This is a genomic window from Nocardia sp. NPDC006044, from assembly GCF_042871115.1.
GTDB lineage: Bacteria > Actinomycetota > Actinomycetes > Mycobacteriales > Mycobacteriaceae > Nocardia.
Genome location: NZ_JBIAID010000007.1, coordinates 115,167 through 140,037 on the forward strand (window position 1 = coordinate 115,167; position 24,871 = coordinate 140,037).

At 68.9% G+C, this 24,871-nt stretch carries 24 protein-coding genes; 12 read left to right on the forward strand and 12 right to left on the reverse strand.

From position 1 onward, the window contains the following. Positions 1-136: 136 nt before the first annotated feature. Complete coding sequence (locus ACFYO1_RS41435; protein ID WP_387244380.1) at positions 137-1,387, reverse strand: oxygenase MpaB family protein; 1,251 nt, start codon at positions 1,385-1,387, stop codon at positions 137-139. Between the two features lie 100 nt (positions 1,388-1,487). Between ACFYO1_RS41435 and ACFYO1_RS41440 the strand changes: the two genes are divergently transcribed. After that, positions 1,488-2,132 (forward strand): TetR/AcrR family transcriptional regulator, encoded by a 645-nt coding sequence (locus ACFYO1_RS41440; protein ID WP_387244383.1) that lies wholly within the window; start codon positions 1,488-1,490, stop codon positions 2,130-2,132. Positions 2,133-2,324: 192 nt separating this feature from the next. On the opposite strand, the gene ACFYO1_RS41445 is transcribed toward ACFYO1_RS41440, so the two are convergent. The 3 genes from ACFYO1_RS41445 to serS form a co-directional block, all read right to left on the reverse strand. Then, positions 2,325-3,710 (reverse strand): MFS transporter, encoded by a 1,386-nt coding sequence (locus tag ACFYO1_RS41445; protein WP_387244386.1) that lies wholly within the window; start codon positions 3,708-3,710, stop codon positions 2,325-2,327. Between the two features lie 153 nt (positions 3,711-3,863). Beyond that, on the reverse strand, positions 3,864-5,729 hold the full coding sequence (locus ACFYO1_RS41450; protein WP_387244389.1) for a putative bifunctional diguanylate cyclase/phosphodiesterase: 1,866 nt from the start codon (positions 5,727-5,729) through the stop codon (positions 3,864-3,866). Between the two features lie 235 nt (positions 5,730-5,964). Further along, positions 5,965-7,227 (reverse strand): serine--tRNA ligase, encoded by a 1,263-nt coding sequence (gene serS, locus ACFYO1_RS41455; RefSeq protein WP_387244392.1) that lies wholly within the window; start codon positions 7,225-7,227, stop codon positions 5,965-5,967. Between the two features lie 170 nt (positions 7,228-7,397). Between serS and ACFYO1_RS41460 the strand changes: the two genes are divergently transcribed. The 7 genes from ACFYO1_RS41460 to ACFYO1_RS41490 all read left to right on the forward strand — a co-directional run bounded on the left by ACFYO1_RS41460 (position 7,398) and on the right by ACFYO1_RS41490 (position 13,663). Then, positions 7,398-9,098, forward strand: a complete 1,701-nt coding sequence (locus ACFYO1_RS41460; RefSeq protein ID WP_387244395.1) for an aldehyde dehydrogenase family protein — start codon at positions 7,398-7,400, stop codon at positions 9,096-9,098. Between the two features lie 68 nt (positions 9,099-9,166). Further along, positions 9,167-10,297, forward strand: a complete 1,131-nt coding sequence (locus tag ACFYO1_RS41465; protein ID WP_387244398.1) for a septum formation family protein — start codon at positions 9,167-9,169, stop codon at positions 10,295-10,297. Between the two features lie 9 nt (positions 10,298-10,306). Beyond that, complete coding sequence (locus tag ACFYO1_RS41470; RefSeq protein WP_387244400.1) at positions 10,307-10,657, forward strand: metallopeptidase family protein; 351 nt, start codon at positions 10,307-10,309, stop codon at positions 10,655-10,657. Positions 10,658-10,816: 159 nt separating this feature from the next. Next, on the forward strand, positions 10,817-11,137 hold the full coding sequence (locus ACFYO1_RS41475; RefSeq protein ID WP_378716999.1) for a PE domain-containing protein: 321 nt from the start codon (positions 10,817-10,819) through the stop codon (positions 11,135-11,137). A gap of 43 nt (positions 11,138-11,180) precedes the next feature. Continuing rightward, positions 11,181-12,350: a PPE domain-containing protein gene (locus tag ACFYO1_RS41480; RefSeq protein ID WP_387244404.1), complete on the forward strand. Its 1,170-nt coding sequence runs from the start codon at positions 11,181-11,183 to the stop codon at positions 12,348-12,350. Next, complete coding sequence (locus ACFYO1_RS41485) at positions 12,347-13,177, forward strand: ESX secretion-associated protein EspG (protein WP_387244407.1); 831 nt, start codon at positions 12,347-12,349, stop codon at positions 13,175-13,177. Before ACFYO1_RS41480 ends, ACFYO1_RS41485 begins: the two co-directional genes overlap by 4 nt. Positions 13,178-13,261: 84 nt before the next feature. Beyond that, positions 13,262-13,663 carry a hypothetical protein gene (locus ACFYO1_RS41490; protein WP_387244410.1) on the forward strand — a complete coding sequence of 134 codons (402 nt, stop codon included), beginning with the start codon at positions 13,262-13,264 and terminating at the stop codon, positions 13,661-13,663. A gap of 4 nt (positions 13,664-13,667) precedes the next feature. On the opposite strand, the gene ACFYO1_RS41495 is transcribed toward ACFYO1_RS41490, so the two are convergent. From ACFYO1_RS41495 to ACFYO1_RS41505, 3 genes are all read right to left on the reverse strand, one after another. After that, complete coding sequence (locus tag ACFYO1_RS41495) at positions 13,668-14,348, reverse strand: histidine phosphatase family protein (RefSeq protein ID WP_387244413.1); 681 nt, start codon at positions 14,346-14,348, stop codon at positions 13,668-13,670. Further along, complete coding sequence (gene pheA, locus ACFYO1_RS41500) at positions 14,345-15,259, reverse strand: prephenate dehydratase (RefSeq protein WP_387244416.1); 915 nt, start codon at positions 15,257-15,259, stop codon at positions 14,345-14,347. The genes ACFYO1_RS41495 and pheA overlap by 4 nt, the downstream gene beginning before the upstream one ends. Before the next feature lie 487 nt (positions 15,260-15,746). Beyond that, positions 15,747-16,163, reverse strand: coding sequence for a hypothetical protein (locus tag ACFYO1_RS41505; RefSeq protein WP_387244418.1), 417 nt, complete (start codon positions 16,161-16,163; stop codon positions 15,747-15,749). 162 nt (positions 16,164-16,325) lie between these two features. Here ACFYO1_RS41505 and ACFYO1_RS41510 point away from each other — a divergent pair, with 162 nt between their 5' ends. Next, the gene (locus ACFYO1_RS41510; protein WP_387244421.1) at positions 16,326-17,090 is read left to right on the forward strand and encodes a DUF2470 domain-containing protein; all 765 of its coding nucleotides are present in this window, start codon (positions 16,326-16,328) and stop codon (positions 17,088-17,090) included. A 177-nt stretch (positions 17,091-17,267) separates the two neighbouring features. Here ACFYO1_RS41510 and ACFYO1_RS41515 read toward each other — a convergent pair whose 3' ends face one another. Further along, a complete protein-coding gene (locus ACFYO1_RS41515; protein WP_387244424.1) occupies positions 17,268-18,056 on the reverse strand; it encodes a CPBP family intramembrane glutamic endopeptidase in 789 nt (262 codons plus the stop codon). Between the two features lie 461 nt (positions 18,057-18,517). Here ACFYO1_RS41515 and ACFYO1_RS41520 point away from each other — a divergent pair, with 461 nt between their 5' ends. From ACFYO1_RS41520 to ACFYO1_RS41530, 3 genes are all read left to right on the forward strand, one after another. Next, entirely contained in the window at positions 18,518-19,840 is a 1,323-nt protein-coding gene (locus tag ACFYO1_RS41520; RefSeq protein WP_387244427.1) for an LCP family protein, read from the forward strand. Positions 19,841-19,850: 10 nt separating this feature from the next. Then, positions 19,851-20,399 carry a ferritin gene (locus ACFYO1_RS41525; protein ID WP_387244429.1) on the forward strand — a complete coding sequence of 183 codons (549 nt, stop codon included), beginning with the start codon at positions 19,851-19,853 and terminating at the stop codon, positions 20,397-20,399. A gap of 72 nt (positions 20,400-20,471) precedes the next feature. Continuing rightward, a complete protein-coding gene (locus ACFYO1_RS41530; protein ID WP_378716983.1) occupies positions 20,472-21,020 on the forward strand; it encodes a ferritin in 549 nt (182 codons plus the stop codon). A 230-nt stretch (positions 21,021-21,250) separates the two neighbouring features. Here ACFYO1_RS41530 and ACFYO1_RS41535 read toward each other — a convergent pair whose 3' ends face one another. The 4 genes from ACFYO1_RS41535 to ACFYO1_RS41550 all read right to left on the reverse strand — a co-directional run bounded on the left by ACFYO1_RS41535 (position 21,251) and on the right by ACFYO1_RS41550 (position 24,619). Continuing rightward, positions 21,251-22,171: a DUF5926 family protein gene (locus ACFYO1_RS41535; RefSeq protein ID WP_387244433.1), complete on the reverse strand. Its 921-nt coding sequence runs from the start codon at positions 22,169-22,171 to the stop codon at positions 21,251-21,253. A gap of 259 nt (positions 22,172-22,430) precedes the next feature. Then, the gene (locus tag ACFYO1_RS41540; RefSeq protein WP_387244436.1) at positions 22,431-23,198 is read right to left on the reverse strand and encodes a glycerophosphodiester phosphodiesterase; all 768 of its coding nucleotides are present in this window, start codon (positions 23,196-23,198) and stop codon (positions 22,431-22,433) included. After that, on the reverse strand, positions 23,195-24,220 hold the full coding sequence (locus ACFYO1_RS41545; RefSeq protein WP_387244439.1) for a DUF4328 domain-containing protein: 1,026 nt from the start codon (positions 24,218-24,220) through the stop codon (positions 23,195-23,197). The genes ACFYO1_RS41540 and ACFYO1_RS41545 overlap by 4 nt, the downstream gene beginning before the upstream one ends. Positions 24,221-24,247: 27 nt before the next feature. Then, positions 24,248-24,619, reverse strand: a complete 372-nt coding sequence (locus tag ACFYO1_RS41550; RefSeq protein WP_387244442.1) for a rhodanese-like domain-containing protein — start codon at positions 24,617-24,619, stop codon at positions 24,248-24,250. Positions 24,620-24,871 lie beyond the last annotated feature (252 nt).

Here is a 24,871-nt window from a genome sequence, read left to right on the forward strand (position 1 = left end):
GAACGCGTCCGCAAGGACGGCCCAGACCGGCGCGACGGCGTAGATGCCGAGCGTGCCTCGCAGGTCTGCCCGCGAAGAGGAGCCCGGCTGCCCGTATCTACCTGAGCGGCCATCCGATTGCGGCAAGCCCTGCCGGCTAGCCCGCGCGGAGGGGGCGGGCGGCGTAGGTGTCGTGGCGGGCGTAGGTGCGGTCGCCGCCGTTGCGGGCGATGGAACCGCGGACGAGGCGGGTGCGGATGCGGGCGCCCAGGTTTTCGTGGAAGCGGGTGGCGCCGGGGAGGATTCGGCGCGGGACCTCGAGGGCGCCGTTGACTACCGCGGTGGCCAGGACGGCGCTTTGGTAGAAGCGGCTGTCGGGGAGGCCGAGGAAGTCGGCGTTGCTGGAGCCGAGGATGATTCGGCTGTAGGCGACCATGTAGCTGGTGATTACCCGGCGCACGGCGCGCTGGGCCACGGTGTCGTTGCCGACGAACAGACCGCCCGCGGCGGGGATAAGCGCCTGGGCCAGGCGCTGAGAGTCGGCGTCGGGGAGGAACTCGGTGTCGGCGAGGATCCAGAACGCGCGCCAGGTGTCGTTCTCGCAGGTCGGCAAGATCTCCGCGTCGACACCGAGCAGAAATCCGACATAGCGCCAGAGCTGGAAGACGGCGTCCTTCTCTTTGGCCGAGAATTGCAGGCCGAGGGCTTGGGCGCCAACGAGATTCGCCATGGAGAACAGGCCCAGGGTGCCGACGGTGAGCACCTGGTTGACCGGGTGGTCCCACGCCGCGTAATCCCAGTCGGGGCGCCGGTTCATCCCCGCGCGCACCAGCGCGTGCATCAACCGCACCCGCAGCACGCTCTTGTAGCCGACCGCATTGCGGTGCAGCGCACCGGGAGTCGTCACGTCGAGCCACCACTGGGTGGTCTCGGCGAGCCGGCGCGGGGCCATCGCGTCGAGGTCGCCGGTGCCGACGAGGGTCTTGTCCGCGCGCGCGGCCAGGTAGCCGCCCATCAGGGCGAACATGCCCATGGCGATGCCGCCCCACACGCTGGTGCGGCCGACGACGCGGGCGCCGCGGTCGATCTTCTCCCGGTCCAGCCAGTACGGATCGGCTTCGACCTGCGCGAAGAACGCGGTCAGCTCCGGCGGCGCGTCCGGCACGGCGTCCAGACCGCGTTCGACCGCGAGCTCGAACAGCCGGCGACCCTCGCCGACCGGCAGCCGCTTGAACATCGCGACCATGGCGTCGGCGAGCGGATCGCCGACCGAGGCGAATCGGCGGAACGAGTCGCGCTGGGCGGCGGTGCAGCTCAGGTCGCCCGGCGCCATCACCGGCACGGCGTACTTGAACGGGAACTCCGTGAACAGCTGCGGAGTGGGCAGTTTCTGGTTGTCATGCGCCATTGCACTTCACCCGTCGGATCGAGGTTCGCGGTCGAGCATTCTGACAAGACCGTCCCACACAATCAGATATCTGGCAAGGATGTATGCCAGAATGACTCCGATGGCTACCACCTCGCGGTCCTACGGCGGCGTGCCGATCGAACAGCGCAAAGCGCGGCGGCGTGCCGCGCTGCTCGATGCCGCCCAGGAAATCATCGGGACCTCGGGCTTCGCCAAGCTGACGGTGTCCGGGTTATGCGCGCGGGCGCGGCTCTCCGAGCGGTACTACTACGAGAGCTTCGGCGATCTCGACGCGGTGTTCAGCGAGCTGTTCGACCGGATCGTGGACGAGATCGGGCAGGCGGTGGTCACCGCGTTCGTCGGCACGCCGACCGATATCCGGGCCAAGACCAGGGCCGCCATCGCCGCGGCCATCGATCTGATCGCCGACGATCCGCGCAAAGCGCGCATCGTTACCGTCGAAGCCCAGCTGAATCCCGCGCTGTTGATGCGCCGGGCAGAGGTGATGCGGTCGTTCGCGGGCATCATGATGGCGGTCTGCGCGGGCGAGGTCGGGGCCGAGGCGGTCGAAAAAGCCGGTGACCGTGCCGAATTCGCCGCCACCCAGCTGCTCGGCGGGCTCTGGGAGACCACCAACAGCTGGCTGGCCGGCACCCTCCCGGTCACCCGTGCCGTGCTGATCGACCGCTCCACCGACCAATTCCTGCTCACCGCAAGCCATCTCATCGGCGCACCGCTCGATTAGATGGATGCGGAGTGCGGTTGGCATATTTGCACCAGCCCCGGTCCGAGCGCCGCACCGCCTGCTGAGGTGCGGCCACGCTTCATCGGCATCGAACCGGCCCCCGCACATCATCGATCGATTCGCCCGCTGTCGTGTCCCGCGCGAAGAAGCACACGGCCCCTGTGGGCAAGGCGCGCCGGCGGCAGACGCGGCTCATGCGGTCGGCCCCGGGTCGGGAGCCCGCGGCGGTAGCCAGGTCGGGGTCAGTAAGGCAATAGGGAGCATCATCGCGCCCAAAAGGGCAAGGGTGGTGGACATGGACCACCAGGTGGTGGCGAGGGCGGCGAAGGCGAAGACGGCCAGCGCGACGACCTCACCGAGCAGCCCGGACACCGAGGTCACCGTGGCGCGGGCCGGCCCTTCGATCGCGTCTTGGAGACGTGCTCCGGCGACGACACCGGCGTTGTAGACGATGCCGTAGGACAGGCCGATCGCGGTGAAACCCAGGCCGGTAAGGACATACACGGCGCTCGGGCGATGTTCGGCCAGTCCGGCGATCAGTGCGCCGCCGAGGAACAGCACGCCACCGAGGCCGACGGCGATCGCCATGGTGCGGCCGGACACGCCTTCGGTGCGTCCGGCGAGGACCGAACCGCCCAGCGACCCGAGGACCGTGAGTCCGACGAGCAACGGCACTACCGCGGTCGGCACATCGGCCGACTCGGCGAGCAGCGCGAAGTACTCGTCGAACGCGGTGATGCCGAACAGCGCGGCGCCGAGCAGCACACCGTTGCGTACCGCGCGAACCCGAACCGATTCTCCGACACCGGTCTTCAGCATGGCGAGGTAGCGGGCGAACGGTCCCGCCGCGCTCCCGTGCCCGGCGTCGGCGTCGACTCGATCACCAACGGGTGTTGCGCGATCGTCCGCGGGGACTTCCCGATTCGGCTCGGCCGCAGAGGCATTCGGCGTCGAGCTGTCGTTACCCGCCGATGGCCCGGTCGGCGCATCGTCTGCCAATTCATCGATATCGGCGGCGGATACCGCCTTCGGCGCGCTGGGCAACGACATCGCGATCACCGTGTGCAACGCGGCGAATCCGACGCTGGACCAACCGATCAGCGCGTACCCGCCCCAGAGATACAGCGGGGTGGCGGCGACGATGCCGACCACGATGGCCGTTTCCGAAGCCGCGCGGGTGTAGCCGAGGATGCGGGCGTACGCGGACTGCTCGCCCCGCGCGGCCAGGTCGTCGTACAGCAGCGCTTCGAACGTGCCGGACACCAAAGCGCCTGCGGCACCCCACAGTACGAATCCGAGGGCGAAGCCGGGATAGGTAGGGATCAAGGTCCACAGCGCGAATCCGGCGGTGAGCAGAACACCGCTGAGGACCAGGAGCGCACGACGCGACACGGTGTCCGCCCACGCACCGGACGGCACCTCGAGCAGGAACGCGGTGGCCGACCAGATCGCGAACAGCGACGAGATCTGCCCGGCGCCCAGCCCGTGCTCGGCGAACAGCAGGGAGTACAGCGCGTACAGCGGGATCAGGTCGCCGATGCCCTTGAACAGCACCGCGCGGATCGTCAGCGAGCGCAACGACGCGATCCCGCGCGGGGACGAACCCGGATCGAGACGGTGAGTGGCGGCGCTACCCGTCAGCCGGGCGAGCACCCCTCGGACAGATCAACAGACGTAGACGATCAAACGCATGCTGTGAGCATGCGAGCCCGGATAGTCCGCGTCAAGCGGTTATCCGAGCGGCAGCCAGCCGTTCGCGGCGTGCATCGAATCGCCGTCGTCCAGCTCCCGCCCCGCCATACCCGGCCCGATCCGGCCGTGGTTCTCGTTGAGGTCGCTGATCAGGTCCGCGACCGGGTGCGAGTCGCTGTAGTGGTAGCCCTGGGCGAGGGCGAAACCGAGTTCGGTGAGCACCGCGGCCTGGTATTCGGTCTCCACCCCCTCGGCGATCACCTGGAGGTCGAGCGCGCTGCTCAACGCGGCGATCACGCCGAGCAGCGGGGGCGCCGGGGAGTCGGAGCGGATCGCGGCGACGAAGGACTGGTCGACCTTGAGGATGTCACTCGGCAGCGTGGCCAGCCGGCTGAGCGAGGAGTATCCGGTGCCGAAGTCGTCGATGGCGATCCGCACGCCGCGCTCGCGCAGGGTGTGCAGATTCGCGATGGCCGTGTGGGATTCGGCCGCCAGCTCGCTCTCGGTCACCTCGAGCACCAGTTGCTCGGCGGGCCAGCCGGTGGCGGCGAGGATGCCCGCGACCCGGTCGGCGTAGCCCGCCTCGGCCAGTTCCAGGCCGCTGACGTTCACGTTCAGGGTCAGATCGAGCTGGGCGAAGGTGTCTTGCAGACGCGCCGCGTCGGCACAGGCCCGGCGCAACACCAGCTCGTCCAGGTCGGAGATGAGGTCGTATTCCTCGGCGACCCGGATCAGTCCCTCGGTGGTGACGTCCGGCTGCGCGCTCGACGACCAGCGCAGCAGGGCCTCGACCCCGACCGCCTTGCCGCCGCCCTCGGTGAGGCTGACGATCGGCTGATAGTGCACATCGAGCAGGCCGCGGTCGATGGCCTCGCGCAACTCCACCGCGAGCGGCAGCTGCCGTGAGGACTCGAGCACCGTGCGGTTGCGGCCCGCCTGCTTGGCCCGGTACAGGCCGACATCCGCGCGACTCACCAGCAGTGACCCGGATTCGCCCGGCTGCCAGGAGGTCACGCCCGCGGAGCAGCCGGTGGTCACCGCCGCGCGCAACTGCTCGGTGAGCAGGATGGCCGCTTGCTCGGTGGTGTTCGGCAACAGCAACGCGAACGCGTCGCCGCCGTAACGGGCCAGACGCTGGTCCGGCGCAAGCAGTTTCGACCAGGTGTCGGCGACGCGTTGCAGCACGGCGTCGCCGGCCCGGTGGCCGAGGTGGTCGTTGATCTTCTGGAAGCGGTCGAGGTCGACCAGCACCAGCGCGAGGCCCTGGCCGGTGCGGGTGGCCTGCTCGATCGCGGAGTTGAGCGCGCGGTCGAAGCCGCGCCGGTTCAACAGGCCGGTCAGCACGTCGATGTCGGCTTCCGACGCCATCCGGGTGAGGATGCCGACGACCACGCCGACGCCGAAGGTCACCCCCGCCGGGATCAAGCCGGACCACCACGGCAACGCGGGGACCACGGGCCGCGCGGGCAATACCCATAGGCACAGCACCATGGCGAAGGCGATGTGCGCGGCGGCCTGCGACCACGCGAAGAACAGCGCGGCGTCACAGGCGACGAAGACATAGAAGGCGGCGAGGCTGATCGCGCCGACGGTGTTCGGGAAGGCGTAGACCGCGACCGTGACCAGCACCGTCGCGATGGCGACGTAGACGTGATGCACCGAGTGCGGCAGCCGCGGACCCCAGGCGAGCAGGGTGAGTCCGAGCGTCAGCGCAATCGCCGCAGCCGCACCGACCAGCGGCCGACTACCCTCGTCGCCCGGGGCGATCGCAGTAATCAGCAGACCCAGCACACCACCCATGACGTAGAACGCCCCGGTGGTCCGAGCCATGACCATAGCTGTCGCCAGCGCCGATGCCGCCCGCACCCGGGTTCGGGTATCGCCGCGCGCCCCGATTCCTCGCACGGACAATAGCCTAGACACAACGAATCCCGGCGGTTGCCACATCCCGTGAATCCGGCATGGCGAACCGGTAGCTATTCATCTTCGCGAAACATTCGGGTAGCCAACACGACTTGGCCACGGCGGCCCACAGTCGACATTCGCCGACCGGGGCACGGCAGCGCCAGAGGCGAACCCCGGGCAGTTCGGACGAGCGAATGTCCGGGGTTCGCCTGCCGGCGGGCGCGCGGGAATTCGCCTACTTCGGCGGCGTCAGCACCTCGGTACCGACGAAGGGGACCAATGCCGCGGGCACCCGGACCGAACCGTCTGCCTGCTGGTGGTTCTCCAGGATGGCCACGATCCAGCGGGTGGTCGCGAGCGTGCCGTTCAAAGTCGCTGCGATCTGCGGCTTTCCGTTCTCGTCGCGGTACCGCACGGAAAGCCGCCGGGCCTGGAAGGTGGTGCAGTTCGAGGTCGAGGTGAGTTCCCGGTAGGTCTGCTGGGTCGGCACCCAGGCCTCGCAGTCGAATTTGCGCGCGGCCGAGCTGCCGAGATCGCCTGCGGCAACGTCGATGACCCGGTAAGGGACCTCGACGGCAGCGAGCATGTCCCGCTCCCAGCCGAGCAGCCGCTGGTGTTCGGCGTCGGCCTCTTCCGGCGTGGTGAAGACGAACATCTCGACCTTGTCGAACTGGTGCACCCGGATGATGCCCCTGGTGTCCTTGCCGTAGCTACCGGCCTCGCGGCGGAAACACGACGACCAGCCCGCGTACCGCTTCGGCCCGTTGCTCAGGTCGAGGATCTCGTCGGAGTGGTAGCCGGCCAGCGGCACCTCCGAGGTGCCGACCAGGTAGAGGTCCTCCTCGGCGAGCCGGTAGACCTCCGCGGCGTGCTGGCCGAGGAAGCCGGTGCCCGCCATGATCTCCGGGCGCACCAGCACCGGCGGGATCATCATGGTGAAGCCGTTGGCCACCGCCTTCTGCACCGCGAGCTGCAGCAAACCGAGTTGCAGCAGGGCGCCGTAGCCGGTCATGAAGTAGAAGCGGGCACCGGAGACCTTCGCGCCGCGTTCCATGTCGATCAGGCCGAGCGACTCGCTGAGGTCCAGGTGGTCCTTCGGTTCGAAATCGAATTCCGTTGGCTTACCTACGGTTTCCAGCACGACGTAGTCGTCCTCGCCACCGGCGGGCGCGCCGTCCTGCACCACGTTGGAGATAGCCCGGTGCGCGGCGTCCAGGTCGGCGTCGGCGGCGTTCTCCGCGACCTCGGCCTCCTTGACCTTGACCGACATCTCCTGCGCCTGCGCGAGCAGCGCGGATCGCTCGTCCTTGCTCGCCTTGCCGATCAGCTTGCCCATCGCCTTGTGTTCGGCGCGCAGGTTGTCGGCGGTGGCGACGGCCGCGCGGCGGGCCACGTCCGCCTCGAGCAGGGCATCGACGAGGGCGGGGTCTTCGCCGCGGGCGCGCTGCGAAGCACGGACCGCGTCGGGGTTGTCCCGCAGGAATCGGAGGTCGATCATGGGACCTCAGCCTAGTGGGCGGTGTTTTATCTGCGGCACTCCCGGGGTCCCTCCGTGGTTACCCTGCGCTGCCGCTTCCGGCCCCGTCGCGCAGGCCGCGGCGATTACCGTTTCACCCCGATATCCCAGGATGGGGAGCACTCGTCCCCTGGCGCGCGCATAGTTGGCCGGTGGGCACAACTTTCGACGAATCAGCCATCGATGACGCACTGGCCGAGCTGAGCGCGGGCGAGAAGGTGTGGGCGCAGACCCCGCTGCGCCGCCGCCGGGAGCTCCTCGACGACCTGCACGCCCGGACCGGTCGCTTCGCCGGCGACTGGGTGCGGGCCGCCCGGACGATCAAGCGGCTGGACGCGGACTCGCCGCTGGTCGGCGAGGAATGGATGTCCGGCCCGCTGACCATGTTGCAGGCCACCGCCGCGCTGTCGGCGACGCTGGCCGCGCTCGAGGACGGGCGCAGTCCGCTCGACGGGGTGTCGATCAAAGACGCGCCGGGCAACCGGATCGCGGTGCCGATCCTGCCGCTGAGCACCTATGACCGGCTGCTGCTCAACGGTTTTCACGGCGAGGTGTGGCTGCGGCCGGGCGTCGACGCCGCGACCGCGCGCAGGCGGGCCGGGCTCGCGCAGCTCGATCCGGCCGCGACCGGCGGCATCGGCGTGGTGCTCGGGGCGGGCAACATCACCTCCATTCCGCCGCTGGACGCGTTGTACGAGCTGTACGCGCACAACCGGGTGGTGTTACTGAAGCTGAACCCGATCACCGATCCGCTGTACACGGTGTTCGAGATGGTGTTCGCGCCGCTGTGCGAGCTCGGGGTGCTGCGGGTGGTGACCGGTGGCGCGGAGACCGGCGGCTACCTGGTGCACCATCCCGACGTCGCACACGTGCACATGACCGGCAGCGCGCAGACGCACGACGCGATCGTGTGGGGGCCGGGCCCGGAGGGGCTGGAACGCAAGCGGGACCGGCGGCCGTTGCTGGACAAGCCGATCACCAGCGAGCTCGGCGGCGTGTCCCCGACCATCGTGGTGCCGGGCGACTGGTCCGACGCCGATCTGCGGTATCAGGCCGAGCACGTGGCCACCCAGCGGCTGCACAACGGCGGCTACAACTGCATCGCCGCGCAGGCGGTCGTGCTCAGTAAGGACTGGGAACTGAAGGACAGGTTCCTGGCCGAGCTGCGCACCGCGCTCGCGCAGGCGCCGCAGCGACCCGCCTATTACCCGGGCAGCGACGCGCGCGTCGCCGACGCGGTGGCCGCCTATCCCGACGCCGATCAGGTCGGCTCGGGAAGGGTACTGATCGCGCAGTTGCCGCGCACAAATACGCCACTGTTGCGTACCGAGTATTTCTCGCCCGTGCTCGGCGTGGTCGAACTGCCTTATGCAGGTGGCGAATTCCTGCAACAGGCGGTCGATTTCGCGAACAATGAACTGACCGGGACGCTCGGCGCCAACGTGCTCGCCCATCCGGCGACCATTCGCCGGCTCGGTATCGGGTTCGACCGGGCCATCGAGCGGCTGCGTTATGGCGCGATCGCGGTGAATGCGTGGACCGGGCTGGCGTTCCTGGCTCCGCGCGCGTCCTGGGGCGCTTTCCCCGGCCACACACTCGACGATGTGCAGAGCGGAATCGGCGTGGTGCACAACGCCTTTCTGCTCGATGACGTGGAACGCACGGTGGTGCGCGGACCATTCCGGCCCGCCCCGCGCTCGGTGCTGCGCGGTGAGCCCGCGTTGTCGCCGAAACCGCCGTGGTTCGTCGGCAATGCCACGGCGGCGGTGACCGGGCGCAAGCTGACCGAGTTCTACGCCGACGGCAACCCGGCCCGGATACCGGGCATCTTCGTCTCCGCGTTCCGCGGGTAGCGCGGCGAAAAGAGCTGATCAGAGCAGGTCGTGGCACCGCGGCGCGGAGACTGCCATGATGGATCGCGATGTCCTCCTCCGATCATGCACCCAAGCCAGAGCCCGCGGGCCGGCCAACCAAGCGCGGCCTGCCTGCGCGCACCGGCGCGGTGCGGCGGCCACTCGACACGGTTCGCGGCTGGTTCAGCGGCGATGTCCCGCTGCCCGCGCCGACCCTGCGCTGGGGGCTGCTGCTGGTGGCGGCGGGCGCCGTGATCGCCGCCCTGGTGACGTTGTTCGTGACCGGGTTCGACAACAACAAGGTCGCGGCGCACACGCCGGGTTCGCCCGGAGAGCCGATCGTGGACAAGGAATTCGGCACCGCGGTCAAGGGCGACTGCCTGAGCTGGGCCAAGCCGGACCACTCCGATCTGGCCAAGGTGCGCTGCGACAGCAAGCACATGTTCGAGGTCGCGGCGGACGTCGACATGAGCAAATACCCGGGCAAGGAGTTCGGGCCCGGGTCGCGGTTCCCGGACTCACTGCGGCTGACCGAACTGAAGGAAGAGCACTGCGTCCCCGCGGTGCAGCAGTACCTGGGCGGGAAGTTCGATCCGCGCGGGCGCTTCATCGTCGGGCTGATGTATCCGAGCCCGGACGGCTGGCAGCACGGTGATCGCACGTTGCGCTGCGGGCTGCAGTACGCGGCCAGCTCGGGCACGCCTGCCTCGGTGGGCAGCGCCGCCGAACACGATCAGTCCAAGGTGTACGGGCCGGGCGTGTGCCTCGGCATCAATCAGAACCTGCCCACCGATCCGGTCGATTGCGGCCAGGTGCACTCGGTGGAGGTCGTCTCCACCATCGACCTCGGCCAGCGGTTCCAGGGCGGCCCGCCCGCCAAGGAGGAGCAGGACAAGTTCGTCGAGGACGAATGCGCGCGCACCTCGTCGGACTATCTCGGCGGACCCGACGTGATCAAGAACAAGACGCTGACCTTGTTCTTCGACTACCTGGACGCGCGCAGCTGGCTGGCGGGCAGCCGCAAGCTGGACTGCATGGTCGGCAAGGGGGCGGACCGGGAGGGGTTCGCGCCGATCACCGGTTCGGCGAAGGGCGACATCCTGATCAACGGCCAGGCTCCGCAGCCGCCGCCGAACACCGGGCGCTCCACGCCGACGCCGCTGCCCGGCGCCGCGCCGCTGCCGCCGCAGCCGAGGTAGTTCGCGACGATGTCGGTCTCCATGTCCGAGGACCGGTTCGAGGAACTGGTCGGCGACGCGCTCGACCGCATTCCGCCGGAGTTGGCCCGGGCCATCGATAACGTGGTCGTGCTGATCGAACCTCGCAATCCGAAGGATCCACATTTACTCGGGCTTTATCACGGCATCGCGCTGACCGAGCGGGACAGCCACTACGGCGGCGCGTTGCCGGACACGGTGACGATCTATCGCGAATCCATCCTGGCCATCTGCGCGGACGAGGCCGAAGTGGTGGAAGAGGTGGCAATCACCGTGATCCATGAGATCGCACACTATTTCGGCATTGACGAAGAGCGCCTGCATCAGCTGGGATGGGGCTAGTCTTTACCCCAGCTGTATGAGTGCGGTTGCAGTTGGGGTGAGACAGGAAGAAACTTTAGGGGATTCGATGGAACCGATCGCTTTGCTGTCGCGTCCTATCACTCGAAGGGGGAATTCTCGTGGTTCCGCCCCATCGCCGCCACTAGAAGGAGTCGAGTCATGGTTGGCCACGTACTAGTACAACCCGAAGTCGTCCTCGCTGCTGCCGCCGAGCTGGATCTTCTCGCCGAGCGGCTGGCTGCCGCCGCCGCGTTGACCGCGCCCGCGACGCATGTCGTCCCGTCCGGGATCGACGAGGTGTCGCTGCATGCCGCGAACCACCTCAACCGGGGTGCGATGACGCATGACCAGGCAGTCGCGCAGGGGATCCTGGAACTGCACCACGCCGCCGCGACGCTGCGCAGCCAGCTCGTCACGCACATCGGCGAGGACGTCGCCCGGGCGGGCGTCGTCAACGTCATCGGCGGAACAATCGCTTAACGCCTGCGGGCACAGCAACTAAGCACAAGCAAGGGGAGAAAGCATGACCGCAGGAATCACCGGGGTGTTCTGGCTGCCCCGCATGGCAGAAGCAAACTCGATCGCGCTCAACGCGGGCGCACACGCCGTGCCGATCTCGGCCGCGGCGACCGCGTGGGGCGGACTGACCGCCGCCTGGGTCGACGCCACCGCGACCGTCGCCCGGGTGATGGCCGAGCTCGGGGTCGGCATGCAGGGCATCAACGGCATCTCGGCGCTGTCCAAGCTCACCGGATTCATCGGCTGGGCCGAGCAGCAGGGCGTCATGGCGGCCACCATGGGCTCGAAGGCGGCGGGCAACGCGATCGCCTACACCGTGGCCTCGATCGCCATGCCCAGCATCCCGGAGATCGCGGCGGTCGACGCGGCGCGGGTCGCCGCCCACTCGACCGGCGGCGTGCTGAACGGCACCTCCGAGGCGGCCGAGGCCGCCAAGGCCGCGCTCGACCTGCGGGCGGCGCTGACCATGGAGACCTACGAGGCGGCGACCACCGCGATGGTGCTGACGCCGGGTGAGTTCGTCAACCCGCCGGCCATCGCGCACGGCGCCGGCACCGCGGACCAGGCCGGTCAGGCCGATCAAGCGTTCCAGGCCACCAACGCCGATCCGGTGCAGACCGCGGTCTCCACGGCGGCCGCGTTCGTGAACAACCCCGCCGTGATCAGTGCGGCGACGCAGGCGGCGAACGTCGCGGGTTCGGTGGCGACCACCGGTGTGTCCGGTGTCGGCACCATCGGTTCGCACGCGATCGCGGCCGTCACCTCCGCGGCCTCGGTGCCCAGCGTCACCGGCGCGGCGCCGGCGGCCATGGTCGGTGGCGCGGGGCTGGCCTCGGCCGCGGTGTCCGCGGGCACGCGGTCCGCGTCGTTCGGCTCGGGCGCCTCGGTCTCGGTCGGCAACGGTTCGCTGAAGCTGCCCGAAGGCTGGGGCTCGAGCTCGCTCGGTGGCGCACCCACCGCGGCTCCGGTCGCCGAGAACGTATCGGTCAGCCAGCCCACCGCGGCGCCGGTGCAGCGCAACGCCACGCCCGGCAGCCCGCTGCTCGGCAACCAGGTGCGCGACGAGGACGACGAGTCCGAGCACAAGAACCAGATCGACCTGCGCGCGGAGCACTTCGCCGACGGCCGCTACGCCGCCGACGGAGTGATCGGCGCCGAGCCGGCCGCTAAGTGACGGTGCTCGGCGCGGGCCGCGGCCCGTCGATGCTCGCCTCGGTGGTGTTGTCGCTCGACGAGATGCAGTTTCTCCTGGAGAAGCTGGAGATCGACGAGGTGCCCGTCGTGCTGGACGCACGCGGGCAATACGACAACGTCACCGATCACGACGCTGCGATGGCCGTGGCCGCCCAGTCGCTCGCCGATCGCGAACTGCTGATCGGTGACCTGGTCCATCAGGAACTCGAAGACCGGCTGCGCGCGCTGTACCGACCGCACTGGGTGGTCGCGCTACGGCTGTTCGTCGAGGGTCGAGCGAGTCGCATGTGTCTCGCGAAGGGCGACGATATTGTCACCGTCGCCCTGCGCGGGCCGCAGTCCTACGTGATCGACGAGGCCCAAGACGACCTCCCGGGCCCGATAATCGCCGCGCTCGGCCCCGCGGATCCGCTCGACCTGACCGGCATGCGGGCCCCGACCGAGCAGCTGGTCCCGATCTTCGACGACACCGGCGACGCGGCCGCGACCGCCAACCGGCTCGCCAAGGTCGGCACGCCCGCCGCCGACGCGCAAGCCCTCGCCTCGGCGATGGTGCAGATCCACTCGCACGCCGAGATCGTCGGCGTGGTGTACGGCGACGGCACCCGCGACGTCACCGACAACCACATCGCGGTGTTCAACACTCGCGGCGGACGGTTCATCGCGACCGCGAGCAAGTCCGATGACGAGGTCAAGTGGACGTCGCTCAGCTCGGGCACGGCCGCCCGGCTGCGAACGGCGTTGCAGGACTTGATCAATGGGTTGCCGGAACGAGAAGAGTTCCCGCGCAAGCCCGAGCAGGTCTAGCCCGGCCGTTCCTGCCCACAAGACTCGCGATCTGCTTGCATCAAAACGTCGAAATGCCCTGCGCTGAAATGGCACGCTGGTTACGTGGTTTCGTTGACGTTTGCCGCGATCGAGCAGGCTCTGCGTGACAGCTGGGCTGCCGACACCTGTTCGCCGGACGATGTGGCCAGGGCGGCATGGGATCTCGGCAATCCGGCCTGGGGGCATTGCGATATCACCGCGCTGGTCCTGCACGACGTGTTCGGCGGGGAACTGCTGCTCGGCGAGGTATATCTGGACGGCGAACGGCGCGGATATCACTGGTGGAACCAACTGCCCGACGGCACGGAGGTCGACCTGACCCGCGAGCAATTCCGGCTCGGGGAAACCGTCACCAATCGCCGGATCGTGCATCGGCCCCCGGGCCCGCTACGCCGCCGGGGCGACGAGTACGCGCTGCTGCGGCGGCGGGTCGCCGAACGCATCGGCAGCGCACTGCCCGGCTGAGCGGTCAGCCCATCGGGTCGTCGGAGGTGGGCGCGACGTCGTAACCGAACGGCGGGGTGAAGCGCCCCCAGCGGGTGCAGTCCCAGGTGCCATCGGGGAGCGGGACCAGTTCGATGGTCTCGGTGTTGTCCAGGTGATTGTTCGTGGTGAACGGCGGCAGCACGTCGGTCAGGTAGCGGGAGACCAAACGCATTGACGCGCCGTGGTTTACCAGGATGACGTCGCCGGTGTTCGAGTCCGAGGTCAGGTAGGTCTCGCGGAGCTCCTCGATGACCGGCAGGAAGCGGGCCAGCACGTCACGGCCGGATTCGCCGCCGGGGATCCGCTCGTCCAGATCGCCGTTGTGCCAGGCGCGATAGATCCGCTGGAAGTAGAGGTGGGCCTCCTCGCTGTGCTTGCCCTCCAGGTCGCCGGCCTGCACCTCCTGCAGGTTGTCCAGGACGGTGGCGGGCACGCCGGTCGCGGCCTCGATGTACCCCGCGGTCTGGCGGGCGCGCAGCGCGGCGCTGCAGAACAGGACGCGCGGCGGGTTCACCAGGTTCTCCCCGAACAGCTTCGCCTGTGCCGCACCGCGTTCGGTGAGCGGCAGACCGGGCACCTTCGTATCGAGGAGTTTCGCGACATTGCCCTCGGTCTCGCCGTGCCGCACCAGAACCAACTTGCCCGCGGCGATCTTCTCGGTCATAGATCCGCCACCCCCTTTCTCAACTGCGTCAGCCATTCCGCGGCCGTCTCGTCCGACGGCGGCGGCGTGCCGGTCGCTGACGTCGCAGGCCAGGAACCGAGGAACCGGATCCGCGCCGTGCGATGCAAAGCCTTGAGCGCCTCGGCCACCGCCGTGTCGTCGATGTGCCCGACGCAGTCCAGATAAAAGCGATAGGTGCCCATGCCCGTGCGGGTCGGCCGGGACTCGATCCTGGTCAAATCGATACCGCGAGTGGCGAATTCGGCGAACGCGCGCATCAGCGAACCCGGTTCGTTGGTCAGTTCCAGCACGATCGAGGTTCGATCCGCGCCGGTGGCGGGCGGCGCCACGCACGGACGGGTGACAAGCACGAACCGGGTGATCGCCTGCTCGTGGTCGGCCACGCCGGACGCCAGCACGGCCAGCCCGCGGCGGGCGCCGGCCAGCGCGGTGGAGACGGCGGCGTCGGCGTTGCCCGCCACCACGTCGTCGGCCGCCGCGGCGTTCGACGCCGACACATACGGCTGCGCCTGCGGCAACTCCCGGGCCACCCACTCGCGCACCTGCGCGGCGGCCACCGGATACGCGGCCAGCGTGCGCACCTCGGAAAGGCTGGTGCCCGGGTGGCCGAGGATCGTGAAGGTGACTTCCAGTTCGGTCTCGGCCACGATTTGCAGCCGCGGGCCGATGGCCAGCGAATCGAGCGTCGCGGAGATCGAACCCTCCACCGAACTCTCGATCGGTACCACCGCGCCGGCCACGTCGCCGGATCGGATCAAGTCCAGCGCGGCCCCTTGGCTGGGCGCGGCGATCCGCTCGACGGCCCCTTCGAAGGCCCCCGATGATTCGAGGTCGGCGAGGGCCATCTCGGTGAAAGTTCCGGAGGGCCCGAAGTACGCGATACGCGGCACGGTTACGACCTTACTTGCGTCCGCGACCGGCGCTCCCGCGATTATCTCCGCACCCAGGCCTACCACGTGTTTCCCCGGTTGCCACGAGACCGAGTAGGCGTCCGGCGGGTTGGCCACGGACATCGCCGAGTTACCTCGCCGCGTCCCGGTCTGACCGAGAGCGGCAAGCGAACCGAGTTCCGGCTCCGGCCGATGCTGCCGAACCACCCGTCGCGGTGCCGAGACTCCGAGCCCGTCGGGCGCGTTCACCCGCCGAGGCGGAGGTGACCCAGCGCACCATCCGCCGCGTCAGCATCGAGGGTCGTATTCCGCGCGAGGTGATGGTTTCCAGTCGAGCCGACTCCGATCGACGGCTGGGGGCTGCCACCGCCAGCTCGCCCGATGGCGCATCACTCCCTGGTACATGCCGCCCGGCGAGGCCGGGTCGGCAACGGGCGGCACCCAAGGGCAGCCTCGGGGCCGAGGTTCATTCGGGTGACGAAGCGGGTCAACGGGAAGCGAGAGGTTTCAGCGCGAGGGTTACTTCGTCCACGGCGTCGGTCTCGATGGCGAGGAGGACGGTTCGGAACGCCTCTACCGCAGGGGGTTTCAGGGCGATGAGGAAGTTCGTGTCCGGGGTGGTGAGGGCGGTGGGGATGTCTTCGCCACAGAGGGCGGCGACCGTAGCGGCCACGATCGCCAAGGCACGTTCGCCGGAGGAGGTGCGGGCGACGAAGCCGGTGTCGGTGTGGACGATGGTGGCCAGGAAGTCGGCGACCGCCGGGTCGGGGGCGTCGGCGTCGAGGGCGGGGAGGGAATCGTTCGGTCGGGGGGCGCGGACCAGGCCCTCGACGAGGCTGCGCCGGGCCGGGGTGGTCAGTGCAATGAGTACCGGTTCTCCGGTCGATTCCGCTCCGTGCGCCACCGATTCACCGTAACAACCGGCAGCTATTGCAGAGTTCGGGGCGGCGAATTCTCGGAATCAGCGTGGAGCTAACGCTTGCGGATACCCCGCTCGTGACTTAGCTTAGGGTAACCTAATTGAGCGCCCGAGCGAGGCGAACAACGCCCGACCACGGAGGTTTGCATGCGTCCGACACCGACTGTCACACCGTCCACCGCCGAGCGGGTGCGCAGCGCGTGTGTGCATGCGGAACAGGCGGTGCTGGCCATGCCCGGCATCGACCCGACGCCGGTGTCCGTGCATCACGTGCGCGAATGCGGCGACGCGGTGATCGCGGTGCCGACCACCTCGGTGGCGGCGATCGTGGCCGGCAACTCGCCGGACGCGGGGGCGCCCGCGGTCCTGGAACTGACCGATCACGCGCCGCTGCCGCTGCGCGAACCCGTGCGCGCGCTGGTGTGGCTACGCGGCTGGGTGCGGGCCGTGCCCGCGCAGGCGCAGCGCGCGCTGGCCGGCGAGGTCGCCAAGGAGAACCCGGATCCGGGCCTGCTCGACGTCGGGCACACCGCGACCCTGCTGCGGTTGGTGATCAACTCCGCGGTGGTCGCCGACTCGACCGGCGCCGAATCGGTGAGCATCGACGAGCTCCGCCTCGCGCAGCCGGATCCGTTCTGCACCTTGGAATCCGCGTGGTTGCAGCACATGGACGCCGATCACGCGGACGTCGTCGCGCAACTCGCGCGCCACCTGCCGCCCCGGCTCCAACACGGCATCGTGCACCCGCTCGCCATCGACCGCTACGGCCTCACCCTGCGCATCGAGGGCCGCGACGGCGACCACGACTTCCGCCTCCCGTTCAGCTCCCCCGCCGACGACATCGAATCGCTCAGCCGCGCGGTCCGCACGCTCGCCGGCTGCCCCTTCCTCAACGGACTGCGCCGAATCTGACGGCAAGTTGCCGACCGCGATTCGGGCAGGCTCTGGCACGCCCGCACCGGGCTGACGATGTGCGAAGTAGCCGCACTGGGCAACTCGCGGATCGACGCGCTAACTGACGATCCACGACCTGCGCCGGAGTCGGCCATTCATAGTTTCGGGTTATGGCCGACCGTCCCTCGGGCCCTATCAGGGCAGCCAGGAAACGTGGCCCCGGAGCGCGGTGTATCCGATGTAGGCGACCGTGTCGATGGTGGCGTGGGCGAGGATCAGGGGCCACAGCTTGTTCGTGCGCTGCCAGTAGCGGCCGAAGATCAAGCCCATCACCAGGTTTCCGAGGCCGCCGCCGAGACCCTGGTACAGGTGGTAGCTGCCGCGCAGCAGGGCCGAGGCGAGCAGCGACGAGTTCTCCGACCAGCCGAGCTTGCGCAGGCGGGTGATCAGGTAGGCGACAACGATGATCTCCTCGGCCAGCGCGTTCGCGCAGGCGGACAGGATCAGCGCGGGCAGCCGCCACCAGTGGTCGCCGAGCGAAGCGGGCACGATCGTCACGCTCATCCCCAGCGCGTGCGCGGTCAGATACAGGCCGAGACCGGGCACGCCGATGATCGCCGCGAGCACCAGCCCGGGCACGACGTCCGCACGCCAGCGCAACCGCGCCGCCAGCCCGATCAGCCGCGGACCGATTCCGCTGCGCCACAACAGATACAGGCCGAGCGCCGCCCACCCGGCCAACCGGGCCACGCTCAGCAGCTGGAACAGCAGATCGATCGTCGACTGGGTCGACCGCGACGGATTCAGCGCAACCGTGCGCCCACCCACCCCGCCCGGCGCGAGCGCGCTTTCCACCAGCGACAACGCCGCGTTGAGCCCGCTCAACCCGAACGTGACCACCAGCACGACCGCGAGCTCGAGCTTGATCCCGAGTCGCTCCCGCTCCGTCACCTCGGACTCGCCGGTCCCGGACTCACTACTCATGGACTCGAATCTATTGCCCGGCCGCGCGCACACTGCACGCGCCGCACCCCGAGCCGCGCCCACCGGCCGCACGGGCGGTCGCATCAGGTGTGCTCGGCGCAGGTTCGGTCAGGCCTCGCCGAACGGCGGCAGACCGCCGGCCTCCCCGTTGAGCAGACGCCACCGGTCCACTCAGCGGTCTATCTCCTATGGTGTCGACAAACACAGCGATCCACAGACACCCCCGGCGAACTGCATCGATAGTCCCCACAGACGGCCGGACCCATCCCGTGACCCAACTGTTCCCCGCATCTCGATAACACCGAAGGACCGCAGGCGAATTCATAGAGAGTGCGCGAACCGACGGGCACCGGGACCGGCGCGGACCACGCAGGGCACACACAAGGTCAGCGCCGCAATCGGACGGAGATCATCCGTCGCACGACCTCCCCGAACGACGACGGATAAGTAGAGTCTCAGTGATGAATGGCGACGACCCCAGGTACCGCGCGCCGATGCGCCGCGTGCCGCCGCCCGGCCCGCCGCCGCGGCGTCCCGGACCGCACCGCGCAGGCCCGCCGGGTGACTCGCAGTCGCCGTACATCGAGCCGACCCAGGTACTGCGCCGCGGCGGCCCGCAGCCGCCGCTCGCGTATTCGCAGGTCCCTCCGGAGAACGTCGGGACGCGCAGGCCACCGCCGCCGCTGAACAAGCCGCCGAGGCCGCAGACCCACGCGCCGACGCAACAGCCGGTGCCCTATCGCGAGGGACCACCGCAGCGTCCGCATCGGCCGAGTCCGCCGCCACCACCGCCGTCCGGTCCCGCGCGCGGCGAACGCCAGGCCCGCGCGCCACGTCCGCGACGCAAGCGCCATTACTTCCGCTGGTTCCTGGTGCTGCTGCTGGTGCTGGTCATCGCCGCGATCGGCGCGGTGGTGAAACTCGACGGCTCGCTGACCCGAATCCCGGCGCTGGCGAACTACGCCGGCCGCGTCGGCGATACGCCGGGCACCAACTGGCTGCTCGTCGGTTCGGACGGCCGCGCGGGCCTGACCCCCGAACAGGAACAGGAGCTGGCCACCGGCGGCGAGGTCGGCCCGGAACGCACCGACACGATCATGCTCGTGCACATCCCGAAGTCGGGCAAGACCACGGTGGTCAGCCTGCCGCGTGACTCGTACGTCAGCATTCCGGGCAACGGCAAGGACAAGCTGAACGCGTCCTTCGCGATCGGCGGCCCGCAACTGCTGGTGCAGACCGTCGAGATCGCGACCGGCGTGCACATCGACCACTACGCGCAGATCGGCTTCAGCGGTTTCGCCGGCGTGGTGGACTCCCTCGGCGGCATCGACGTCTGCCTGCCGAAGGCCATCGACGACCCGCTGGCCGGGATCAACCTGCCCGCGGGCTGCCAGAAGCTGAACGGGCCGGAGGCCCTCGGCTTCGTGCGCAGCCGCGCGACCGCCCTCGCCGACCTGGACCGGATCAACAATCAGCGGATTTTCATGGCGGCGCTGGTGAAGAAGGCGACCAGCGGCGCGACGCTGGCGAATCCGTTCAAGCTGTGGCCGCTGGCGACCGACATGGTGAAATCGCTGAAGGTCGACGACGGCGACCACATCTGGAATCTGGCGCAGCTCGGCTGGGCGATGCGCGGGGACACCATTCCGACCACCGTGCCGGTCGGCGGATTCGAGGACACCGACAGCGGCAATGTGCTGCTCTGGGACAAGAACAAAGCCGGGCAGTTCTTCGATGCGATCGCTTCGGACCGACCGATTCCGGACGACCTGCTGACGAGGTAGCGTCGATCACATGACGGACACCGAGCTCGATCAGCCGTTCCCCGCTCTGCTCAGCGCACAGATCCAGCGCGGTTTCACGGCCGCCCAGCAGTACCTCGCGGCGGCCGTGTACCTGGACTCGAATCGGTTGCCGCAGTTGGCGAAACATTGTTACGGCAAGTCCGAGGAGCAGCGCGCACACGCATTACGGATGGTCCAGTATCTGCTCGACCGTGAGGTGGAGGTCCGGGTCGGCGGGTTGAACGAGATCCGGTCCAGCTTCGAATCTCCCCGTGCCGCAATAGCTTTCCTGCTGGAGACGGAGCAGGCCCGGAGCGGGCAGATCACCGGGCTGGCCCGCGCGGCCCGCGAATCGGGCGACTACCTCGGCGAACGTTTCATCCAGTGGTTCCTGAAGGAACAGGTCGAAGACATCGCCAAGATGAATACGTTGCTGACCGTGATCGACCGTTCGACGGGCGATCTTTTCGATGCGGAGAACTTCATCGCGCGCGAACTCCGGGCCGCACAACGAGTAGACAACGCAACCCCGAGAATGGCTGGGGCGGCGAAAAATTAATTAGGCAATACTAGCCTCAATAAGGTTGCACTTGGATGACAGACGCCTTGACCAGCGCTAATGTCCCCTACTATGTCCAGCCATCCGGAGTCCCCACGCAGCAAATTCCACGGCCTGCTCCATGATCAGATCAGGCATGAATTCAACGCCGAGCATCAATACATCGCAATCGCGGTATGGTTCGACAATGCTGATCTGCCGCAGCTGGCCAAGCGTTTCTATGCCCAGGCGGTAGAAGAGCGCAACCACGCGATGATGATCGTGCAGTACTTCCTCGACCGGGATATCAGCGTCGACCTGTCCGGTATCGATGCGGCGAAGTCCAAGTTCGAGAATGTGCACGAGCCGATCGCGCTCGCCCTGGCCCAGGAGAAGACGGTCACCGACCAGATCATCCAGCTGGCCAGCACCGCCCGCGAAGAGGGCGACTACCTGGGCGAGCAGTTCATGCAGTGGTTCCTGAAGGAGCAGGTCGAGGAGGTCGCGAACATGACCACCCTGCTCACCATCGCCGAGCGCGCCGGGTCGAACCTGTTCGATCTGGAAGAGTTCATCGCCAGGGAAATGAGTGGTCCGAGCGATGCTTCCGGCGCACCGTCGGCGGCGGGCGGATCCATCTGATCGTTCGACGCAAACAGGCCCAGCTCTTCGCGAGCTGGGCCTGTTGCCGTTCAAGAAGACGTCCTACTGAGCACTCATGGTGCTGAGGATTGTCTTGAGTGCGGCGATAAGTTCAGTCATGAAACTTGTTTCCTCTTTCTTCATCAGGTCGGTGAGGCCACCCTCTACCAGCGTCCGATACTAGCCGAGAAACTGACTCCCGAGTAGCTAGGAAATTGATGCGCGGTGGTTCAGCGCAGGGTGACCTGGCGTGAACGCAGGCCGTCACGCGAGCGCCGTTCGGCCACGGTCAGCGGCGCGTCCGAGGCCAGCGCCTCCGCCAGCCGCGCGTCGAATTCCTGTGCGGGCTTTACCCATTCGTCCGGATGCTGCTCCGGATCCAGGTCGAAGACCGGGACGAGCACACCGTGGGTACGGAACGAACCGGCGAACCGGGAACCCTCGCCCAGGTGCAGGCCACCCGCGGCGTGCAGGCGCGCCAGCGCCCGCATCAGGTCGTCCTCGTCCTCCGGTCGCACCCAGCGGATATGCGCCTTGTCGCCGGCGTCCACCCACCAGGCCGCGCCGGTCGCGTCCGGTCCGAGCGCGATCCGCGCCGACGGCTTGATCGCCTGCTTGGCCTGCTCGATGGTCGCGGCGACCTGCGGGTCGGGCTGCACGCCCTCGGGCACCCACCAGTCGAAGTCCTGGTGCACCGTGAGGTCCAGGTCCGCGCCGGCATCGATGACATCGGCCAGGCGCGGGCCGCCGGCCACGCTCTCCACCGACGCCAGCGAGTCGCCGGGCTCGGCGGACTGCGTCCACAGGATCGCGGCGGCGAGGTCGGCGCCCAGATCGGCGCCCTGGAACTGCACCTGCGCACCGACATAGCCGCTCGGCTGATCGCCGGCCCGCACCAGCGCGGCCACCGCGCCGGGCAGCACGGTGGCGAGCACGACCGAACGCTCGGCCGCGACGCCGGACGCCAGCTTCAGCTCGGCGGTCGCCGACGGCACGAACTCGCAGAGCGCGACCAGATCGCACTCCGCGGCCAGCCCCTCGAAGGGACGCGAGACGGTCTGCGCGGCCTGTTCCAGCGCCACCTTCCGCTCGGCGAGACGCTGTGCCCGGTTCCCTCCGGGCTTAGGACTATTCCGCTTGCTCTTACCCACGGGGGGTCAACCTACAGGGTGTGCGCGGCGCCACCCCGCGCGCCACGGCACCCGACGCGGCCCGGGACGGCGGGTAACCGCGCCGCTGCCGGGCGAACGCCGAACAGCGCAGGCGCACAAGCTGGTTCGCCCGCGCCACGACCGGAGGCGAGCTGGTCGTCAGACCGACTCTGTCAAGGTGCCTTTCGGGCTGTCCGCCTGTTTCGGCTCGAGCAGCCGTGCCCGGTTGGCGATGGTCGGCGCGAGCGTGTTTCGGCGCTCAGGCGGCCTCGAGCAGGGTCTTGGTGCGCCCCGGGTGATTGGTGGCGACCCAGCTGACGCCGAGGTCGGCGCACAGGCGTACGTCGTCGGGGTCGTCCACGGTCCAGCAGTAGGTGGCGCGGCCCGCGGCGGCGGCCTTGTCCACCAATTCGGGATGATCGCGCAGCGTCTTCACCGACGGGCCGACGGCGGTCGCGCCGACTGTGGTCGCGGCGCTGCCGCCGAGGTAGCGCGACGACTCACCGAGCAGCACGGTCGGCAGCAGTGGCGCGGCCCGCCGGATCCGCCAGACCGCGGTCGCCGCGAACGACATGACCACCGCGCGTGAGTGATCCGCGGAGGCGGGCGTGGCAATGCCGAATCGCTGCAACTCGGCGAGCAGCTTGTTTTCCACCAGCGCGCCGTAGCGCACCGGGTGCTTGGTCTCGATGAACAGCTTGGTGGGCCGGCTGCGCCAGTCCAGCACCAGCGTGATCAGCTCGCTGAGGGTGAGCACCTCGGCCGCCTCGCCGTCCGCACCGAAGTCGAGTTCCTTCAGTTCGTCCAGGGTCATCTCGCTGACCAGGCCGGTGCCGGAGGAGGTCCGGTCGACGGTGCGGTCGTGCACGCACACCAGATGTCCGTCCCTGGTCAGCCGGACGTCGCACTCGACCCCGTCCGCGCCTTCCTCCAGTGCCAGCTCGTAGGCGGCGAGCGTGTGTTCGGGGCGTGCCGCCGAGGCACCGCGGTGCGCCACCACAAACGGTGCGCGACTGACCTGGCTCACTTGGCCATAACCTCCTCGTGCTCACGGTCCACTGCGTCCTTCGGCTGCTCGGCCGCGCGAGCCGCCCCGCCGCCGGGTTGCACCGGTTCGATCACCGGCACGGCCGGGTCGACGGCGATCAACCAGCGGCGCGCGGTCCGGCTGCGGCCCAGCGGATCTCGGTCCTCGACCGCCCGCATCATGGCCAGGGTGAGCAGCGCGACCGCCGCGGCGACCAGGTCGGTGAACGCGGTGAACAGCACGCCGTCCGCCTTGACCTGCAACGAGTCCGCGGTCCGCCAGGCCAGCGCGACCGCCGTGACCAGGCCGCCGAAAACCCAGGCGGCCCACCAGATCCGGATCGCCCGCAGCGCGCGCGGATCGGACCGGCGCGCGACGATCTCGGTCAGGAAGACGCCGGGCCACAACAGGTTGACCACCGGAATCACGCAGCCCAGCACCAGCGTCCGGACCGAACGCGGGTCGGTGCGGCCGGCCTCCCGGAAGGCGAGCCTGCGCGCGTCGACCAACCAGCCGACCACGGCCACGGCGGTCAGCAACGCGAGCACCAGCGCGAGCAGCGCGGCCGCGACGACGAACACGTCCGAACAGGTCAGCAGCACGGGATGGATGAGCCGCGTCCGATTGCGCAGCAGCAGGAGATAACGCAGCAATTCGGCGACGGCCGCGACGGCGAACATCGACGCAGTGGCGATCAGCAACGTGGACGCCCGCGCGGTCAGCCTGGTCAGCGGGCGCGGCGCCGCGGCGGCGGGGCGGGGCGGCGGATCGAGCAGGCCCCAGCGCGGGATCCGGGTATAGCGCGGGGTTTCGCGGCGCACGGGGAGACCGGCGACCAGGGCGCGGCGAGTGCGCTGGTCGGGCTTGCGCGCCACCCAGCGATAGTTGCGCCGCTCGGGGGGCGCGTCGATGGGCGCGGGCGAGAGCAACACGCCGCGGCAGCGCGGGCACCAGTGCATCGGGGTCGACTGCACGGCCCAGCGCGCGCCACACCGCGCACAAGGTTGTACGACCGTGCTCACCGTGCCTCCTGTGTCTCGCGGCGTTCGCTAGTAGATCTTCGCCTGCCGGTCGCCGTCGGCCACCAGCGGGCGTCCGGCCTGCTGCCAGGCCACCATCCCGCCGTTGACCTGGATGGCGTCGAAGCCGATGTGCGTGAGGTATTCGACCACCTGCAGGGAACGACCGCCTTGCCTGCAGATGACGTAGAGATCGACGTCGTAGTCCAGCTCGTCCACCCGGGCGGGCACGTCGACCATCGGGATGTGCACGGCTCCCGGCGCGTGTCCGAGCTGCCATTCGTCGTCTTCGCGCACATCGAGCAGGATCGGGCGCGGACCGTCGGCCGGACTCGGCGCGCCGCTGTCGAATTCGCTGGGCACCGCGTCCACCGGGACTGATGGAACATGGGGACTCGTCACGGTTTCGATCCTGCCATGGGTGGACGGGTGCCGTGCGGTTCCGGCCTGCGCCCGGGCAGTCGGCGACTCGACATCGCGCCGGTACTTCAGGTATGTTTTCCGTCCCGGAACCCTGATCGATGCCCCGCTCAGTGGCGGCATGTGCATATCTCCGACAGAGTTATCCACATAATCCACAACTTCATCCACAGGCTGCAGCTATCAGACAGCGCACCAGTTTCAGGGTTTGGCTATAAAAGCTACCCACCGGCT

What these genes read in the sequence shown, in the direction of transcription:
- ACFYO1_RS41435 (WP_387244380.1), bottom strand. Translation starts at nt 1,387, where the DNA reads ATGGCGCATGACAACCAGAAACTGCCCACTCCGCAGCTGTTCACGGAG.
- ACFYO1_RS41440 (WP_387244383.1), top strand. Translation starts at nt 1,488, where the DNA reads ATGGCTACCACCTCGCGGTCCTACGGCGGCGTGCCGATCGAACAGCGC.
- serS (WP_387244392.1), bottom strand. Translation starts at nt 7,227, where the DNA reads ATGATCGACCTCCGATTCCTGCGGGACAACCCCGACGCGGTCCGTGCT.
- ACFYO1_RS41465 (WP_387244398.1), top strand. Translation starts at nt 9,167, where the DNA reads ATGTCCTCCTCCGATCATGCACCCAAGCCAGAGCCCGCGGGCCGGCCA.
- ACFYO1_RS41470 (WP_387244400.1), top strand. Translation starts at nt 10,307, where the DNA reads ATGTCGGTCTCCATGTCCGAGGACCGGTTCGAGGAACTGGTCGGCGAC.
- ACFYO1_RS41475 (WP_378716999.1), top strand. Translation starts at nt 10,817, where the DNA reads ATGGTTGGCCACGTACTAGTACAACCCGAAGTCGTCCTCGCTGCTGCC.
- ACFYO1_RS41480 (WP_387244404.1), top strand. Translation starts at nt 11,181, where the DNA reads ATGACCGCAGGAATCACCGGGGTGTTCTGGCTGCCCCGCATGGCAGAA.
- ACFYO1_RS41495 (WP_387244413.1), bottom strand. Translation starts at nt 14,348, where the DNA reads ATGACCGAGAAGATCGCCGCGGGCAAGTTGGTTCTGGTGCGGCACGGC.
- ACFYO1_RS41510 (WP_387244421.1), top strand. Translation starts at nt 16,326, where the DNA reads ATGCGTCCGACACCGACTGTCACACCGTCCACCGCCGAGCGGGTGCGC.
- ACFYO1_RS41515 (WP_387244424.1), bottom strand. Translation starts at nt 18,056, where the DNA reads ATGAGTAGTGAGTCCGGGACCGGCGAGTCCGAGGTGACGGAGCGGGAG.
- ACFYO1_RS41520 (WP_387244427.1), top strand. Translation starts at nt 18,518, where the DNA reads ATGAATGGCGACGACCCCAGGTACCGCGCGCCGATGCGCCGCGTGCCG.
- ACFYO1_RS41525 (WP_387244429.1), top strand. Translation starts at nt 19,851, where the DNA reads ATGACGGACACCGAGCTCGATCAGCCGTTCCCCGCTCTGCTCAGCGCA.
- ACFYO1_RS41530 (WP_378716983.1), top strand. Translation starts at nt 20,472, where the DNA reads ATGTCCAGCCATCCGGAGTCCCCACGCAGCAAATTCCACGGCCTGCTC.